This window comes from Psychromonas aquimarina ATCC BAA-1526 (assembly GCF_000428725.1).
GTDB lineage: Bacteria > Pseudomonadota > Gammaproteobacteria > Enterobacterales > Psychromonadaceae > Psychromonas > Psychromonas aquimarina.
In genome coordinates, this window is sequence record NZ_AUAM01000013.1 from 42,717 (window position 1) to 61,219 (window position 18,503).

12 protein-coding genes are annotated in these 18,503 nt (G+C 43.6%); 7 read left to right on the forward strand and 5 right to left on the reverse strand.

Going from position 1 to position 18,503, the window contains the following annotated elements:
- The first annotated feature begins 43 nt into the window (after nucleotides 1-43).
- From G337_RS0105120 to tpiA, 3 genes are all read left to right on the forward strand, one after another.
- Nucleotides 44-1,888, forward strand: coding sequence for an EAL domain-containing protein (locus G337_RS0105120; protein WP_028862922.1), 1,845 nt, complete (start codon nucleotides 44-46; stop codon nucleotides 1,886-1,888).
- Nucleotides 1,889-1,993: 105 nt separating this feature from the next.
- Complete coding sequence (gene ttcA, locus G337_RS0105125) at nucleotides 1,994-2,923, forward strand: tRNA 2-thiocytidine(32) synthetase TtcA (RefSeq protein WP_028862923.1); 930 nt, start codon at nucleotides 1,994-1,996, stop codon at nucleotides 2,921-2,923.
- A 186-nt stretch (nucleotides 2,924-3,109) separates the two neighbouring features.
- Entirely contained in the window at nucleotides 3,110-3,862 is a 753-nt protein-coding gene (gene tpiA, locus G337_RS0105130) for a triose-phosphate isomerase (RefSeq protein ID WP_028862924.1), read from the forward strand.
- Between the two features lie 70 nt (nucleotides 3,863-3,932).
- On the opposite strand, the gene G337_RS0105135 is transcribed toward tpiA, so the two are convergent.
- Nucleotides 3,933-4,811 (reverse strand): ABC transporter substrate-binding protein, encoded by an 879-nt coding sequence (locus tag G337_RS0105135; protein ID WP_028862925.1) that lies wholly within the window; start codon nucleotides 4,809-4,811, stop codon nucleotides 3,933-3,935.
- A gap of 200 nt (nucleotides 4,812-5,011) precedes the next feature.
- On the opposite strand from G337_RS0105135, the gene G337_RS0105140 reads away from it, so the two are divergent.
- Nucleotides 5,012-5,671 carry a Bax inhibitor-1/YccA family protein gene (locus G337_RS0105140; protein WP_028862926.1) on the forward strand — a complete coding sequence of 220 codons (660 nt, stop codon included), beginning with the start codon at nucleotides 5,012-5,014 and terminating at the stop codon, nucleotides 5,669-5,671.
- Nucleotides 5,672-5,824: 153 nt separating this feature from the next.
- On the opposite strand, the gene G337_RS0105145 is transcribed toward G337_RS0105140, so the two are convergent.
- A complete protein-coding gene (locus G337_RS0105145) occupies nucleotides 5,825-9,550 on the reverse strand; it encodes an alpha-amylase family glycosyl hydrolase (RefSeq protein ID WP_028862927.1) in 3,726 nt (1,241 codons plus the stop codon).
- A 695-nt stretch (nucleotides 9,551-10,245) separates the two neighbouring features.
- Between G337_RS0105145 and G337_RS0105150 the strand changes: the two genes are divergently transcribed.
- Nucleotides 10,246-10,854, forward strand: a complete 609-nt coding sequence (locus G337_RS0105150) for an arylesterase (protein WP_051302986.1) — start codon at nucleotides 10,246-10,248, stop codon at nucleotides 10,852-10,854.
- A 42-nt stretch (nucleotides 10,855-10,896) separates the two neighbouring features.
- On the opposite strand, the gene lolE is transcribed toward G337_RS0105150, so the two are convergent.
- The 3 genes from lolE to G337_RS0105165 all read right to left on the reverse strand — a co-directional run bounded on the left by lolE (nucleotide 10,897) and on the right by G337_RS0105165 (nucleotide 14,191).
- The gene (gene lolE / locus G337_RS0105155; RefSeq protein ID WP_028862929.1) at nucleotides 10,897-12,141 is read right to left on the reverse strand and encodes a lipoprotein-releasing ABC transporter permease subunit LolE; all 1,245 of its coding nucleotides are present in this window, start codon (nucleotides 12,139-12,141) and stop codon (nucleotides 10,897-10,899) included.
- Nucleotides 12,141-12,824, reverse strand: a complete 684-nt coding sequence (gene lolD / locus G337_RS0105160; RefSeq protein ID WP_028862930.1) for a lipoprotein-releasing ABC transporter ATP-binding protein LolD — start codon at nucleotides 12,822-12,824, stop codon at nucleotides 12,141-12,143. The genes lolE and lolD overlap by 1 nt, the downstream gene beginning before the upstream one ends.
- 140 nt (nucleotides 12,825-12,964) lie before the next feature.
- Complete coding sequence (locus tag G337_RS0105165; RefSeq protein WP_028862931.1) at nucleotides 12,965-14,191, reverse strand: lipoprotein-releasing ABC transporter permease subunit; 1,227 nt, start codon at nucleotides 14,189-14,191, stop codon at nucleotides 12,965-12,967.
- A 242-nt stretch (nucleotides 14,192-14,433) separates the two neighbouring features.
- On the opposite strand from G337_RS0105165, the gene G337_RS0105170 reads away from it, so the two are divergent.
- Complete coding sequence (locus G337_RS0105170; protein ID WP_028862932.1) at nucleotides 14,434-14,994, forward strand: PilZ domain-containing protein; 561 nt, start codon at nucleotides 14,434-14,436, stop codon at nucleotides 14,992-14,994.
- A 23-nt stretch (nucleotides 14,995-15,017) separates the two neighbouring features.
- Nucleotides 15,018-18,497, forward strand: coding sequence for a transcription-repair coupling factor (gene mfd, locus G337_RS0105175; protein ID WP_028862933.1), 3,480 nt, complete (start codon nucleotides 15,018-15,020; stop codon nucleotides 18,495-18,497).
- Nucleotides 18,498-18,503 lie beyond the last annotated feature (6 nt).

Here is an 18,503-nt window from a genome sequence, read left to right on the forward strand (position 1 = left end):
ATTATTTATTAACCACATATGAAAATCATGGAGTGAGTTTTCGATGAATGACTATAAAAAAAGTCTTTGGATAAGTAACCTTATTGTTCTTCTATTTGCTGTTCTTGTGACTTTTGCCGTCAAATTAATATTTAACCCGCTGCTCTCTCAGCAGCAGGAGTTAATCGCAAAAGAACTTAATTTACAGAACAGCCCGTTAATAACCAATATTGAACAGTTAAATGAACTGATCGAGCATCAGGTCTTTGATTTTATAAAAGTCAGCAATAGCGACTTACCTGCACCTCTGGTTCACGAGGATCCGCAGCTTAGCAGATTCTTTTCTTCTTTATCTCCCGTTGCATCGACGACGGTTATCTCCAGCAGCGGCAGCCAGCTTATCGAGTTTACGGTACATAACAGTCAGCTTTTTACACTGTTGACTCAAATTCTCTTTGTAACTTACACGGCATTAATCATTTCAGCCTCGCTGATCAATATTGTTTACTACCGTTTGTATAAAAGTATTGAAACTTCGCTGGTACATGAAATATCAGATGAGCAGTCACCAGGCAGCCCTTTTGTTAAGGTATCAGAGCAGCTGCACCAGCAGAAAAAATTATTCCATAAAGCCCTGCAGAATCAGGAAAAGCAGATTGTAGATCTTGCACGTCAGGTCAATATGGATAATCTCACCGGGCTTAATAACCGTCATGCATTTCGTAAGGAGTTAACCGAAATACTCAGTGAAGAGGAAGAGCAGAAACACGCAATACTGTCCATTATCCGGGCCAGTGAATTAAATACCATTAATTCACAGCGCGGTTTTCAACAGGGTGATGACTACATTGTGAATATTGCCGATATTATCACTCAGGTCACCGACCGTTTTTCTGCGGTGTCAGTATTCCGCATCAGCGGCTCGGACTTTGCGCTGATTGCCCGGGAAATGAACGTAAGTGAGGCGCAGAGGATTGCTAAAGAGTTAAAATCTAAATTCGATCAGTATCAGAATGTTAATGAACTGGAAAGCATTGCCTACAACGGCATCTCTTCTATCATTTCCGGTCAGCTGCCCGAGCAGGTTTTAGCCCGTACCGATATGGCGCTGGCAAAAGCGCAGACCGAAGGAATTAACAGCTGGGCGTTTGAGCAGCATGATCATGATGAAAACCAGTTCGGTCAGCAGCACTGGCGTAATATAATCGACAGCATTATCGAAAAAAGAGCATTGATGCTGCTGCACCAGCCGATTCAAGCCATTCACCGCAATATGAAAGGCTATCAGGAGATATTTACCCGTTTTCTTGGTGAGAACAACAGTATGATCCCCACCGAAACCGTTTTTGCTATGGCGCAGCGTGTTGATATGAGCGTGAAATTAGAGCAGCTGATATTAGAAACAGTCGTCAGCCAGTGCCGCCATAAATCCGACGGCAGTACACGCTGGGGGATCAATATAACCGGCTCTGCTATACAGAACAGTAATTTTATCGTCTGGCTTGAAAGACTGTTATTAAGAGAGCCTAACATAGCAGGCTCTTTAATATTTGAAATGCAGGAAGAGGTGCTGGACTGCAACCTTGTTGCCAGCAAACGTGTTTTTGATATGCTCAAACGGACCGGCACCCGCTCAGCAATCTGCAATTTTGGTAAAGGAATCGGATCATTTAGATTATTCAAAGAGCTGAAACCTGATTTTGTCAAAATTGATGCAAGCTTAATAAGCAATATCGAACGCGACAGTGCAAACCAGCAGTTTGTACGTATGATCATTGATGTTGCTCATCGAATGGACTGCCGCGTTATAGCTGAAGGAATCGAACACTTAGAGCAGAAACAGATCTTAGAAAATATGTATATCGACGGTGTGCAGGGGTTCTTAATTGCACGTCCAAGTCCTCTATAACTCCCTTTTACCGCCCTGCCTCTGCAGCAGGGCTTTGCATCTCAAAACATCTTTTTGTACAATGCGCTTTCAAAAAAATGCCCTCAAATATTTCAAGGCTGAAGAATGTCAGACGCACTTACAAAAAAACAACAGTTCACCATTAAAAAACTCAATAAAGGTTTGCGTCGTTTAACCGGCCAGGCAATTGCAGACTACAACATGATAGAAGACGGCGACCGCATTATGGTTTGTTTATCGGGAGGTAAGGACAGTTTTACCATGCTTGATATACTGATCGAACTGCGCGCCGCGGCACCTATTGATTTCTCAATCATTGCTGTCAATCTGGATCAGAAACAGCCGGGATTCCCGGCTCATATACTGCCGGAATATTTACAAAGCCTGGATATTGAGTACAAAATTGTAGAAGAAGATACCTACAGCATAGTGCAGGACAAAATACCGGAAGGCAAAACTACCTGCAGCTTATGCTCACGCTTACGCCGCGGCATTTTATACCGCACCGCCAAAGAGCTGGGTGCAACTAAGATTGCACTGGGACACCATAGAGATGATATGCTGGCGACCATGATGCTGAATATGTTCTTCGGCGGCAAACTAAAATCTATGCCGGCAAAACTTGTTTCCGATAACGGCGAGCATGTGGTGATCCGTCCGCTTGCTTACTGTAAAGAAAAAGAAATAGAGCAGTACGCACAACTGAAACAATATCCGATTATTCCATGTAATTTATGCGGTTCTCAGCCGAACCTGCAGAGGCAGATAGCCAAAGAGATGCTCAACGACTGGGATGAAAAATTTCCCGGCCGTTTAGAGACGATGTTCACAGCGATGCAGAATGTTGTTCCTTCACACCTTTGCGATACCACTCTGTTTGACTTTAAGTCAGTCAATAAAGATTCCGGCATTATTGACGGTGGTGATATCGCTTTTGATAAAGAAGAAATTAAGCATAGCGTAGAACAAAGCGAGTCAATTGAAGCGCAGTACTACAGTCAGCATCAGACATTAGAAATTAAAGAACTGATTTAACCGGCTTTTGTGTAAAGCGCGCTTTTATTGAGCAGCGCTTATTCACATAGGTTTGTTTTAGATCAGTTTATTGCTTTTTACTGTAATTTAATTACAGTAAGTTGAAAAAATAGATAGGTTTCAACAGATAGTCATTTATAATCAACGCAGTTTTTAACAATTTCAATTAATATAATGGAGAAAACCATGAGAACACCTCTTGTAATGGGTAACTGGAAATTAAACGGTACTAAAGAATCTGTATCTACTTTAATCAAAGGCATTGAAGCTGCAGCTGACGCTGCTGCAAACGTTGAAGTTGCTGTATGTCCACCAGCTATCTTTATCGAGCAAGTTGCTAACTTAACTGCTGCTAACAGCATTGAGTTTGGTGCTCAAGATGTAAGCACGAATGTTGAAGGTGCTTACACTGGCGAAACTTCTCCAGTAATGGTTAAAGAGTTCGGTGCTAAATACAGCCTTGTTGGTCACTCTGAGCGTCGTCAATACCACAACGAAACTGATGCTGTTGTTGCAGCTAAATTTGTAGCTATCCAGAAACACGGTTTAGTGCCTGTATTATGTATCGGTGAAACGCTTGAAGAGCGTGAAACTAACGTAACAACAACTGTTGTTGAAACTCAACTTAAAGCAGTAATCGATGTTGCCGGTATTGATGCACTAGAAAACTGTGTTATTGCATATGAACCAGTTTGGGCTATCGGTACTGGTAAAGTTGCAACTTCTGAGCAGGCTCAAGAAGTTCACGCACATATCCGTTCTTGGTTAGCAGAGCAGAGCAAAGTTGTTGCAGAGAAAGTACAGATTCTTTACGGCGGCAGTGTTAAAGCGGCAAGTGCAAAAGAATTATTTGCACAAGCTGATATCGACGGTGGTTTAGTTGGTGGCGCTGCATTAATCATTGAAGAATTTGCTGGTATCATCGAAGGCGCTAAATAAGCCTTTAGCAGCATTTAAATACTAAGGCGCTTAATGCGCCTTTTTTTTCAGCTTAAATATTTTTACAGCGCTAAATAATCTTATCCCAGCTTTTTACCTGGTTATTAAAAAAACCGGAGTCAGTGTAAGCTTTTTCAAGCAGTCCTTTTTCCTTAAGAATTTTAATGCCCTTATTCAAAGCATTAATCACCCCTTCACCCTGACCATTCCTTTTTGATACAGCAAAATGACGACTGCCCTGCAGACCGACCTTTAACTCGGGCACGGGTACTAAATGAACTCCTTCCGGAGTAAATGACAAATCGTCACTGGGTTGAAACGGCGCTAATAAAAAATCTGCACGTCCTTTGGCAACCATTTTAACCATTGATGACCACTTTACCGTATTGATCAATGAATTCATTTTCATCGCATTTAAAGTCTGCCAGTCTGCGCTCCATGCTTTGCTTGAAACAGCTCTTAAGCGGCGGACGTCTGCAAGCGATTTTGCGTTTAACGCCTTTTTATTTTCGCTGATGGTATATAAACCGGCTTCAAAGCGCCCGTTTTCAATAACAGGATCAGAAACATAAAGCAGATCAGAATCATCAAGGAGATCCCGCCAGATTGAGTTTCCTGCCATTACTGCTTTTCCCGAATGAACCAGTTTGATTATTCGAGCATGGGAAGAAGCCACAATAAAACGAATTGAAGCATCTACACCTCCCAGTGCTAAAGCCTGCTGGATCAACACAACTTCAACAACATCACGTCGAGAGCCAGAGCCGCAGTAATCTGAGATCTGCAGCGGATCACGACCGTGCATAAAAACAGCATAATCCCGCTTCACATCCTTGGGGATCACAATAATCAGTTCATCTCGCTGTGTTATTGAAGGGTGCTGATTTTCCACAGCAGCAGCGGAAACATGAGTTATTAAAGTAATTAATAACAGCAGTATTTTTTTCATAAACTTCCTTATTTATTAAACCTGTTTCATTTTAATTAAAAACTTAATTCACCACACGCATTAAGATCTAATAATGCAGGCAGTCCCAGTATTTAAATAAATTTTTACATTTTTTTATATTGTGCAAATAAAAGTTTGCCTTTATACACAAAGCACATGCTATGATGAGAAATAACTATTTATGATTATCCGGAGAGCGTATGAATTCACCAACTACAAATACTCAAACACAGAGTCATGGTATTTCGATTAATAAAGTACTTAAAAATACCTATATTCTACTCGGCATGACCCTGACTTTTTCAGCATTAACAGCAACTATCGCAACTATGTTCAATATCGGTGCAATGGCGTCACTAGTACTGATGCTGGTTGGTTTTGCTCTTTTATTTGTTGTATCTAAAACCGCCGATTCCAGTAAAGGTATTTTCTGGGTGTTTATGTTCACCGGCGTAATGGGCGCTTCACTCGGTAACATGCTTAACCATTATTTAGCGATGGAAAACGGTGCTTCATTGATTATGCAGGCATTAGGCTCAACGGCACTGATATTCTTTGCTCTGTCGGCTTATGTATTAACATCACGTAAAGACTTCTCTTTTATGGGCGGCTTTCTGATGGCAGGTATGATTGTGGTTATTATTGCAATGATTGCTAACATCTTTTTACAAATTCCAATCATGCAGGTCGTTATCAGCAGCGTTGTAGTATTAATTATGTCAGGTTTCATTCTTTTTGATACCAGCCGCATTATCCACGGTGGTGAAACCAACTACATCCGCGCAACGGTTTCTTTATATTTAAACCTGTTTAATCTGTTTATTCACCTGTTAAGCTTATTAAATATTTTAGATGACTAATAGATAACCGTTACCCCTTATATCACCTTGTTACAAATAGTGACAAGGTGATACTTTCCCCGTCAGCTTTCTCTTCTTAGTTCTAATACTATTCCGACAATACAATTGCAAAAAACCTCCAACCAGAGAGGCGGAGGTTTTAGCTGATTACCCTTAATTCAAGAACGGACTGTTATTGGTTATCTTACCTGGTGCTGCGGTAACAGCGCCGTCAAGCACATAAACAGCCAGACCGGCATCCCCCCCCGTTGTCACATTAAAGGATATACTGCCGCCGTCGGTAGTAATGCTGTTACCTGTTACGGCATCAATATAGGTACCGGGCAGAACATTTCTGAAGCTGAAACTGGACTGGCCAACACCAACCAGGGCAAAAGAATCGATATCAACGCCGCCGACATTACCGACATAACGGCGGCGGTAACGTGCCCAGCCGCCGTCTGCATCAGCAACACTATACTGGCCCATCTGCAGCGCCGGCACTGCGTGACGGATTTTGTTTAAGCCCATTAGATGCTGTGCCAGATCATTACTCAAGGTATTATTCACTTCACCGCTTGCCTGGTATTCCGCAAAGTCACTAGCCGTAACATCACCCTGCAGGTGCTCACCAAAGTAAGAGCGGCCGGTTTTCTGCAGTGACATATTTACGCCGTTAGCGCCGCCGCCGGGCCAGTCATTGGGTTTACCTTGTGCAAAGCGAATTTCAGAACCGTAATAAACAATCGGAATACCGCGGAAGGTAAACAGCATTGACCATAACGGAGCAAAATCACCTTGATAGCGGGTTTCACCTTTATTCGGGCCGTAATCATGTGAATCCGCATACCAGGTTAAAAATGTTGCATCATTATATGCAGAATCATTACCTAGTGCTGCATTAAAACCGCCGCCGTGACCGTTGGTAAAGCCGTTATGGGAGACCATATCAATCACAGAGAAATGGTATTCAGCATCACCATGGGGCGCCATTTCACTGTAGTCAGGTGTGCGGTATTCATTGCCGTTAAGTTTATGATTATCACTGCTGACATCAAAGTTGTTATTGTCCCAGGTATAGTTCTGCTGGCGCAGCAGCGAGGTCTTATCGGTAATATTACCCACAAAGTTTGCTACTTCACCAAACATAAAGAAATCAGAACCACCGCGGGCAGATTCACTCTCTTTGGCAATGCGGTTAAACTCCGGCCAGTACATATCGTTAAGGGTTTTCTTATCGATATGCATAACGGTATCTACCCGGAAACCGTCAACCCCCATACGGATATAACGGCCGTATGCTTCAACAAGATAATCACGTACTGCTGGATTCTCTGTATTTAAATCAGGCAGATCTTCATGAATATTATTGAGATTTGCATTGGGGTAAACATCAAAGGAATCTTCACTACCGAAGCCCTGACTGTGAAACCACTGACTAGAAGTTTTATATTCATCGTAGCTCAGCGGACGCCCTTCATAATTATCCATAGTATAAACGTAGGATTCATTTGACGGCCATTGATACTTCATGATGCCCTGCGCATCAAGTTGATCTAGATTGTAGTCTGCAGTGTCGGCAGCTGTGAAAGGACGGCGGCTCGGGATCCTCTGGTAAGGAGGGATCGGCTCTCCGTTAATTGTCCCGGGTGATGTTAAACCGTCATATTCCCAGCCGTTCGGGAACTGAGCAATACCATTCAGGTATTTACTCTCGTCCCAAACCCAGCCGGCCCATTCATCCGGAAGCGGAAACAATTTAGGATCGCTGTTATATTTGATTTCAGCTTTGCCCTTTACACCTAAACGCCCCGTGTGGTTAAGTACAATATCCAGATAAACTTTCATATCGCGCGAATGTGCTTCGTCAATCACCCGCTGGAAATCATAACCGGGAGAAAGCAGACGCTCATCCTCTTTAGTAAAGTCGTAAGCATGGTAGCCGTGATACGCTAAATCACCGGCATTCTGTACAATTGGCGTGATCCACACAGCAGTGAAACCCAGGGCCTTAATGTAATCCATTTTTTTAACCAGGCCTTCAAAATCCCCTCTCCAGGTAACATCTTCAGGGCCGGTAAAACCGTCATCGCTGATATCATCTGTCATGCGTTCCTCAGTCCAGGAACACCAGTTATCACCAACCGTATTATCAGCATTACCGTCAAACCAGCGTGTTGTTAACAGGAAGTAGATGGTTTCCTGACGCGGATCGAAGCGGGTAATATTGACTTCACCAATACGGTAAGTAAAAGACTGCTCCGTCAAGTTGCCGGCATTATCAGCAGCCAGAAGATTAATCGTCGTATTTTCACTAATATTGAATGTTTGACCATAGTAAGGAGTGCTTTCAGTGGTTGCCTGGCTCCCGTCAAGGGTAAAGTACAATACAGGGCTGCTGTCACGGTTATCACTAACATTTAAAGTAACCGCAACAGGAGTCACTGAATGACCTGCCGGAGGATTAGCACTGATCACAGGCGCGGTGTTGTCTTCATTTAATCGATAGCTGAATTCTACAACATCTGACTGATTCGCTTTATTATCAACGGCGGTTACTTTGATAAGCGCATCAACCACAGCAGTTCCACTATCAGTAATACTAATAGCCTGGTCATACAGGGTAGAATTAACCGTCGGTAAACTGCCGTCAAGTGTGTAATAAACCTGCACCTCAGGATCGCGGTCATCAGCCTTGAGTTCAATTGTTAACGTACTTTCTTCATAACTGCCGGCAGCAGGCACAGCGCTTAGCACGGGTGCCTTAGTATCTTCAACATCACACTGATCCATGCTGACCCAGCTGTTATTCTGGTAGCAGGGAGTCTGCGCATTAAAACTTAAATCGGCAGTCTGTCCGGCACTGCCGTTAAAGATAACCTGCGCACTATCTATAGTCTGAGAAAACTCAAACTGATACCATTCGTCACCCAGAGACTGGAGCGTTTCACCGGGCCAGACTGTCTGCGTTAAAACAGGGTTAACATCCCAGTAGTGAATATTAGGAGCGCTATGGCCGGCACTGTTGTGGTAATAAAGCAGCGTACTTTCAGATGCGCCGTCTGCTATGACTGTATAAGCAAAGCTGCTTAGCGCACTGTTACCAGAAGCATCAACAGTAAATACTTTTAATAAAAGATCTGCCCCCGTTGTATTAATATCTTGTGCGCTGAAGCTTTGATTATTACAGTTAGTCGACTCGACTGTCGGTATTGAACCATCGGTTGTGCAGTACAGCTGCGGTGTCTTGTCCTGATTATCACTTACGCTCAGTGTAATCTGCTGCGCAGTGCTGTAAGTACCGGCGGCAGGAACTGCAGTTACGACAGCCGGCTGAGTATCAGCCTGAATAACTTCAACTGCGCTGATCTCTTTACTGTCGGCATTAATACAAACCTGGTAGGTTTTATCAGCATCAACGCTGAAATCCCCCTGCGGATAACTTTCTGACCAGTCACCAAAATGATCTATCTTAAAACGCGGATTATCAGAGCCAAAACTCTGCTCGCTGCAGTAAGTTATATTATCGCTGCTGAGCATTGCTGTACTTGCCCACGCATTAGGTGTTCCGCGAAAATACCAGCTGTCCTGTTCAATGACGCCGCAGGTGCTTACCTCTGTAACGGTAACGGCATGAGTATCACTCATAAACGAAATATTATAACTGCGGTCAGCAGAAACTATGTAATCTGCTGACGGATAACTTTCACTCCAGTCTGCAAAACGGTCAATTTTAAATCTTGGGTTATCAGAGCCGAAGCTTTGACAGGTTTGATATTCATTACCGGAAACATTCCGCATAGCTGCAGATGCCCAGTCATTTGCTGTTCCACGGAAATACCAGTCAGCCTGGGCAGTAACAGATACTGCCGTCAAACCGATCAAGAGTATTTTTTTCATCTTAGATTTCCCTTTCCAATGCGCTTAACACGATCAGCGCAGTCCGCTGTAGTAATTTGAGTGCCGCATGAAATCTATCCATACATTCAGCCGCAGTTCAGCTGATCAGTACAAACACCTAAAAGCTGACAAAAAAACTGCCGTTTTTAGAATCCATCGCACTAAGTCAAACTGGAACCATTCCAGCTCGGCTGTTAACGTAACAAAGCGCGGACCTTTGTTACGCCCTAGCACAACTACCTTTTATGCTAAGCTGTGTTAACTAACTGGGCATTTCCGGCAACATAATTTACAGTGATCAATACTCAACAAACCGGCATGCACAATAATTAAACTGCATTTAAAGTCGTACATGACGATTATTTATGCAATGTGATTTTGACTGCAAAAGGGCAAAGCAGCATACAGCTCAAAAAATAGTCACAACAACCCTGTAAAGTTATGAACAAGTTCACAGTCACAGCTTAATACAGCCGGCCTGCTCTTTTATTTGCGTCTTATTTATGCTCGCCAATCAGCTGTAGATGATTGATTAGTAAGGATTTTAAATGAAATTCATAGTGAGAGCGTTTACAACTAATTAGACTAGAGCTTTAAAAACGGCCGTGGTAAAAAGGTTTACAACGGACACGTTACAGTAATAACAACTAAATGATCACACGACTCAATAATGCAAAGGTTTACAAAATATGATTATGAAAAGGTTTACAGCAGTATGTTTACTTATCACTGCTTTTTTTGTTTTTTCCTGCAGTGACTCATCTAATATGCAGCAGCTGAATCCCGATCAGCCTATTCTTGCTTTTGGAGATAGTCTGACATTCGGCTACGGTGCGCCGCAGAATAAAAGTTACCCGGCGCAGCTAAGCCGACTGATCGACATACCGGTAATTAATGCAGGTATTAACGGAGAATTAAGTAAAAACGGCCTGGCCAGGTTAGAACAGCTGCTGGAGCTGCATGATCCGCAGTTACTGCTGCTCTGCCACGGTGCTAATGATATGCTCCGCAAGTCAGACTTAGCGCTTATGGCAGATAATCTGCGCGCCATGATAAGCATGGCACAGGATAGAGATATTCAAGTGGTGCTGATTGCCGTGCCTAATACCACCCTGCTGTTAACCCCTTTAAAGCAGTATCAACAGGTGGCCGATGAGATGGGCATTATTGTGGAGAATGATCTGCTGGCAGATGTTTTAAGCAGGCCCGGTCTGCACAGTGATCTGATTCATCCTAATGCAGCAGGTTATCAACAAATGGCCGAGGTAATAGCACAATTGCTGGCGGATAAAGGCGCAATATAACAGCAGCAGCGCAGAGCCGTAAGTTCTCTGCGCGGCTGTAACTTAATGACTGTAACCTAACTCCTCTGCCGGCTGAATATTACTTGCCCGCCATGCAGGATAAACAGTCGACAGAACACTCATTATAAAAGCAACAGCGGTAACACTGATTACCTGACTGATATCAAGCTGCGAGGGTAAAAAATCAATAAAGTAGATATCTCCGGATAAAAACTGATGCCCGGTAAGGCTTTCAATATATTTTATAATAGCAGTTAAATTCAAGGCTAAATAAACACCGCAAAGTGCGCCCAGCAGGCAGCCGACAACCCCGTTAAATGCCCCCTGCACCACAAAGATACCGCGCAGCATCCACTTAGAAGCGCCCATTGTTTTTAGAATGGCGATATCAGAGCGCTTTTCATTAACCGCCATCACTAATGTCGATACAATATTAAAACAGGCAACAGCCACCACCAGCAGCAGAATAATATACATTAATGATTTAACCATCTGAATATCCTGATACACCGAGCCCTGACTGGTGATCCAGCTTTTAATATACAAATAAGCAGATAAACTGTAACCGATATCACGTGATATCTTCTGCGCATCCAGCAGGTTTGTTACTTTAAATGCAACCGCATTAGCGCTTTTCATGGACAATATCTGTTTAGCATCATCAATATGAATAAAGCCGAGCATATTATCCAGCTGCCCGCCCATATCAAAAAGGCCGACCAGCTTAAATTTTAATTTACGCGGAGACTTTAGCCGACTGCCCGACTGTTTATCCGGTAATAATAGAGTGAGTGAATCGCCAACAGTAACTGACAGTTTTTTGGCAACACTTTTGCCCAGGATAATTGACTGTTCACCCGGCACTAAAAGATCCCAGCCCCCCTGCTTAATATACTGCTCAATACTGGTGACTGAGCTTTCAGAATCAGGGCTGACAGCACGCAGCTGCAGGGCTTTCATCTGCTCATCTTTCTGCAGCAGAGCACTGAATGTGATATAAGGCGCCGCACTGACAACATCCGGATGTGCTTTAACCTGTTTCAGAGTCTTATCAATATTTTTAAAACTGCCGCTAACCATCTCCAGCTCACCGTGAGGAACAACCGACAGAAGCTGATCCCGCAACGCTTTTTCAAAGCCGTTCATCGCCGATAAACCGATAATCAGTACGGCAACCCCCAGGGAGATCCCAAGTATTGAAGCGATGGAGATAAATGAAACAAATTTATTTTTGTGTTTTGCACGGCTGTAACGCAAACCGACAAATACAGATAATGGTCGAAACATTATGAATTACCCTGTAAAACGCCGCTGATCATATGCTCCTGACGATTAAGCTTATTAGCCAGTGCCTGATCATGGGTGACCACCACAAAGGCTGTTCCTAACTCTTCATTAAGTGTTTTTATCAGCTGATAAACACTTTCCGCACTTTTAGCATCCAGATTACCCGTAGGTTCATCAGCAAGCACCAGTTTCGGCTCGTTAATTAAAGCACGTGCAATGGCCACACGCTGCCTTTCACCACCGGACAGCTCCGACGGGCGATGTTCCATACGCTCCTGCAGTCCGACACGCTTTAACATCTGCTGCGCTTTTTCTGTTGCTTTCTTAATATTAACCCCGGCAATCAGCAGCGGCATAGCCACATTTTCCAGCGCGTTAAATTCAGATAACAGATGATGAAACTGATAGACAAAACCAAGGCATTGATTGCGCCATTTAGCCTGTTTGTCAGCAGATAATTTATGAATATCTTTACCCTGGTAATAAACCTCACCTTCACTGGGAACATCTAGTGCGCCTAAAAGATGCAGCAGAGTACTTTTACCAGAGCCTGAGCTGCCGACAATCGCTAACAGTTCACCTTCCTGCACGGTTAAATCAACACCGTGTAAAACCGTCGTTGACAGCTTACCTTCCTGATATGTTTTACCTAAATTTGAACAAACCAGCATATCTTTACTCATCTCTTAAAACCTTGCCCTGACGGGGCTTATAAAATCATTAGTTAACTATTTATCGTTGATATATCTTAATACTTTTGCAGTACGCCATGCAGAATATAACTTTGCTGACAAACTTAAAAAAATGCTGCAGCAAACATAACTTATTCATACCTTAACGCTTCGACCGGGCTTACTTTTCCGGCACGGTATGCCGGATATAATGTTGCTAATAAACTCAACAACATCGCCCCGGACATAATCACTACAATCTGCAGCGGTTCGTGTAAAACTGGTAATAGACGTGCACCGCCGGATGCATTAGACAGCAGATGTAAACCTAAAAATGCCAGCGTCTCGTTGATATAAGTACTTAAAAGCAGCCCCAGAGCGGTGCCGAACAGCGCACCGATAATACCGCTCCATGCGCCCTGGATAATAAAAATAAGATTAAGTGTACGGCCGCGGATACCCAGCGTTTTTAAAATCGCCACTTCGGCGTTTTTATCGCTGACCACCATCACTGATGAGGAAAGAATATTAAAAGCGGCTACTGCAATAATTAAACATAATAATAACCAGATCATGTTTTTTTCCATTTTAACCGCGGCAAACAGCTGCCCGTGTGTTTCCCGCCAGTCCGTAAGTCTCTGTCCGTCAGCCAGCTTAGGCGGAGTCCATGACTGAATATCAAAGGGATCATCAAGATACAGACGCAGTCCGGTGGCCTGCTCTTTTTCAATACGGATCAGGCGCGCCGCATCCTGAATATGCATCAGCACCATCTGTTTATCAACATCAGAGCCGACGGAAAATAATCCTGCCACGGTAAATTTTCGCTGACTGGGCATGCGCCCCAATGGTGTAAAACGACTGCCGCGGGCTGAGATAAGACGTACTTTATCACCGACCCCGACACTCAACTCCCTTGCTAGGGCCTGGCCGATAATAATGTTGTAGTCGCCGGCTTTAAGGTCTGTTAATCTGCCTGAATGAATGGTCGATTTAATCACATCACTGGCAAACAGCTCCGGCTTGATGCCTTCTATCTCAACCCCAAGCAGACCTTTACTGCTTTGAATAATAGCTTCAGTGCGCACCACTGGCTCGACACTTTTCACGTGTTCCAGCTGTGCAAACGACGCAAGTTCCTGCTGCCAGTCACTAACAACATTTTCCTGATTACTGACCATAGCATGCGGTACAGCGCCTAAGATGCGCGTTTTCAACTCCTGTTCAAAACCATTCATCACAGATAAAACTGTAATCAACGCCAGAACACCGAGTGTAATACCGCCTGTTGAGAAAAGAGAGACAAAGGAGACGAACTTATTGCTGCGTTTTGATTTGGTATAACGCAGTCCGATAAATAAACTGAGGGGGTAAAACATAAATTCCTTTGCTTTTTGCTAGTATTACATTGCATTACAATCATAATGATTCGTAATATAGTCGCTGTAACGGGTGAAAACATAAACGGCTTATATGCCCAAGCAGCTTGAAAATGCAGGAATCAGCATCTTCAACTGGTTTGCCTATATATAATATCCATTCTAATGTATCTTTATAAATCAAGATACTGAAAACTATGTAAAATAGTACTTTGCAGATAATTTAATAAAAAGGTCGAATAATGACAACCAGTGAATATTTTCTAGTTAACTACCAGCTTGCAATTAATGTCGAGTTACTCGATACTGATGAAAATATTCCAGACAGCGAGCAGTTTGAAGCAGAAATCCCCGCCCCTTTCCGTATGGCCAGCGACCTTGCCAGCATCGACTCACATCAGCTCCACTCTTTAAAGTTGAATAATGAAACAACCCAGGCATTATGGGGATTTTTACAGGCACAAAATCAGAAAATCAACACCCTGCTCAGCTATGTACTCAGCCAGCAGGATCAACCTGAATTTCATTACCAGACAAGTGCATTCAGTGCCGGATGCTGCTGTTTTGATGCCGACAGCAGCAGGTTCAGCACAGGCAGAGATGTGCGCCTGAAAATTTTTATTCCCGAAGAATCAGCCGCTGTTTACTGCTATGCATCAGTCAGCTCAAACACAGACAACAATATCAAGCTGACCTATCAGCAGCTCCGCGAAGAAGACAGAGAGCTTTTAATCCGTACTGCACTGCATATACAGTCAAAACAGCTGAAACTTCGTGCCGCACAACGTGCATTATCACAATAAAATATCACGGAAAAAAAGATCCAATGAAACAAACTCCTTTATTATCTATTCCAGCAGTTAAAAATAAAACTGACCGTTTAGCATTTGCTAATCTACTCGGCAGCAGCCAGGCCTTAGCAGTCAGTGAATGCGCCAGACAGCAGAAATCGCCTCTTATTTTAATTGTTAATGATACGCCGACAGCCTTAAAACTACGTTATGAGCTGGAATTCTTTGTCGAAGGCAAGATCGAGCTGATTGCATTTCCTGACTGGGAAACGCTGCCCTACGATCATTTTTCACCGCACCAGGATATTATCTCCACCCGAATTGAAACCCTGTATAAACTGCCGAACCTCAAACAGGGTATTTTAATTGTACCGATCAGCACCCTTTTATTACGCCTGGCTCCGCCTTCGTATTTAAAACAGCATACTTTAATCATTAAAAATGAGCAGAAAATTGAACTGCAGAGTTTACGCGCTGACTTAGAAGAAGCAGGTTATTATGCAGTTGAACAGGTGATGGAACACGGCGAGTTCTGTGCTCGCGGCTCTTTATTAGATATCTACCCCATGGGCAGTGAAACCCCCTACCGGATCGATTTCTTTGATGATGAAATAGACTCTATCCGCCCCTTTGACAGTGAAAGTCAGCGTTCTTTAAAACCGGTTAATGAAGTAAAATTTCTCCCGGCACATGAATTTGCAACCGACAGCGGTGCAGTTAAACGTTTTAAAGCTCAGTTTGCCGCCGTATTTACTAATCCGTTATCAACCGGTAAAGACTCCATTTTTAGAGAAATCAGCCAGTTTAACTTACCCGCAGGAATTGAATATTATCTGCCGCTGTTTTTCGAACAAACAGCCACGCTGTTTGACTACTTTCCGGCAAACTCAACACTGGCCGTTATCGGTGATATTAATCAGGCGGCGAATGATTTCTGGCAGACCATAGAGTCTCGTTATACGGAGCGTTCTGTGGATCTGTTCCGTCCATTATTACCCCCTGAACAATTGTACTTACGTCATGAGCAGTGCTTTGAGAAATTAAAACAGTGGCCCCGTTATTACTTTGAAAATGAAGCGTTTAAATCCCCAAAACCAGGTAAAGAAAATTTCAATATCTCGGCACTTTCTGATATCCAGATAGAGCATAAGCACAAAGAGCCTCTGCTTAAACTCAAAGAGTTCCTCAGCGGCTTCTCCGGTTCAATACTGTTCAGTGTTGAATCCGCCGGCCGTAAAGAATCGTTAACAGAGCTGCTTGCGCCATTAAAATTATCCCTGCCTGAATTTGTCGATCTTTCTGCATTTACAAAAAGTAAAAAAAGATTCGGCATAACAGTCAGTCCAGTTGCAGACAGTTTTATCCTAAATGATGCTGGTTTAGCTTTTATAACCGAAAATGAACTGCTCGGTTTTAAAGTCACGCAGCGCCGCAGACGTAAAGAAAGCAGCGATGAAAACTACAGTTCAGAGCATATTGTACGTAATTTAACTGAGCTGAAAATAGGCCAGCCGGTAGTACATATTGACCATGGAGTAGGCCGCTATTTAGGTCTGCAGACCATAGAAACAGCAGGCAGCTTAACTGAATTTGTAACCCTGGAATATCTGCGCGGTGATAAACTTTATGTACCGGTCAGCGCTCTGCACCTGATCAGCCGCTACAGCGGCCACGATGTAGAAAACGCACCGATCAATAAACTAGGCACTGAAACCTGGCAGAAAGCCAAAAAACGGGCGGCTGAAAAAGTACGCGATGTAGCAGCTGAACTGCTGGATGTGTATGCACAGCGTGCGGCTAAAGTCGGCTTCCGTTATAAACTGAACAAAAACAACTATGCCATGTTCAGTAACGACTTTCCCTTTGAAGAGACCCATGACCAGGCATTATCAATCAACTCAGTATTATCGGATATGTGCAGCTCGCAGCCGATGGACCGCCTGGTCTGTGGTGATGTAGGTTTTGGTAAGACAGAAGTTGCCATGCGCGCCGCTTTTTTAGCCACCGACAATACTCGTCAGGTAGCTCTGCTTGTTCCCACCACGCTGCTGGCACAGCAGCATTATGAGAACTTTAAGGATAGATTTGCCAACTGGCCGGTACGCATTGAAGTATTATCTCGATTTAAAACCGCCAAGGAGCAGAAACAGATCCTGCAGGATGCCGATCAGGGCAAGGTTGATATTTTAATCGGCACCCATAAACTGCTCAGCTCTGATGTTAAATTTTCCGACCTCGGTCTGCTGATTATCGATGAAGAGCACCGTTTTGGTGTGCGTCAGAAAGAAAAAATTAAAGCGCTGCGGGCGCAGATTGATATTCTTACCCTGACTGCCACTCCGATACCAAGAACACTGAATATGTCCATGAACGGCATGCGCGATCTGTCAATTATCGCCACGCCGCCGGCGAAACGTCTAGCAGTTAAAACCTTTGTTGAAAAAAAATCTGATCAGCTGATCAGCGATGCCGTTACTCGTGAAATTATGCGCGGCGGACAGGTGTATTTCTTACATAATAATGTCGACACCATAGGCAAAGCGGCTGAAGATATCCAGAGTCTGCTGCCGCTGGCAAAAGTTGCCGTTGCACATGGTCAGATGAATGAACATCAGCTTGAACGTATTATGTCTGATTTTTATCATCAGCGTCAGAATGTATTAGTCTGTACCACCATTATTGAAACCGGTATCGATATTCCCAGCGCCAATACCATTATTATTAACCGTGCGGATCATTTAGGCCTTGCGCAGCTGCACCAGCTTCGCGGCCGGGTCGGGCGTTCACACCACCAGGCATATGCCTACCTGCTGACACCAGCCCCTAAATTAATGACCAAAGATGCGAAAAAACGTCTGCAGGCGATTGAATCCTTAGACACTCTAGGCGCCGGTTTTACCTTAGCCACACATGATCTCGAAATCCGTGGTGCAGGTGAATTATTAGGTGATGAACAGTCCGGTCAGATCACCACTATCGGTTATAACCTTTATATGGAGATGCTCAACCAGGCGGTAACAGCATTACAAAACGGACAGGAACCGACACTGGATCACCTGCTGGCCAGCCAGTCAGAAGTTGAATTACGTATTCCGGCTCTGCTGCCCAATGATTATATAAGCGACGTTAATATGCGCCTGTCTTTATATAAACGCATTGCCAACAGTAAAAACCAGCATACTTTAAAAGAGATCCAGGTAGAGCTGATCGACCGTTTTGGTCTGCTGCCTGATTCTGCAAAAAATCTAATTCAAGTGACCGAAATCAAGCAGCAGTGCGGCAGTCTTGGTATAAAGAGGCTGGAAGCCCATGCCAAAGGCGGTAATATTTTATTTACTGAAAATACCCGGGTTGATCCTATGTTCTTAGTTTCTTTACTGCAAAAACAGGCAAATACCTTTAAACTAGACGGACCGACAAAGCTGAAATTTACTTGTGATCTGCTCGACTCAAGAGAGCGGCTAAAATGGATCGGCCAGTTATTAGCTAGTTTTAAATCTCATTTAATTAAATAAATTTAA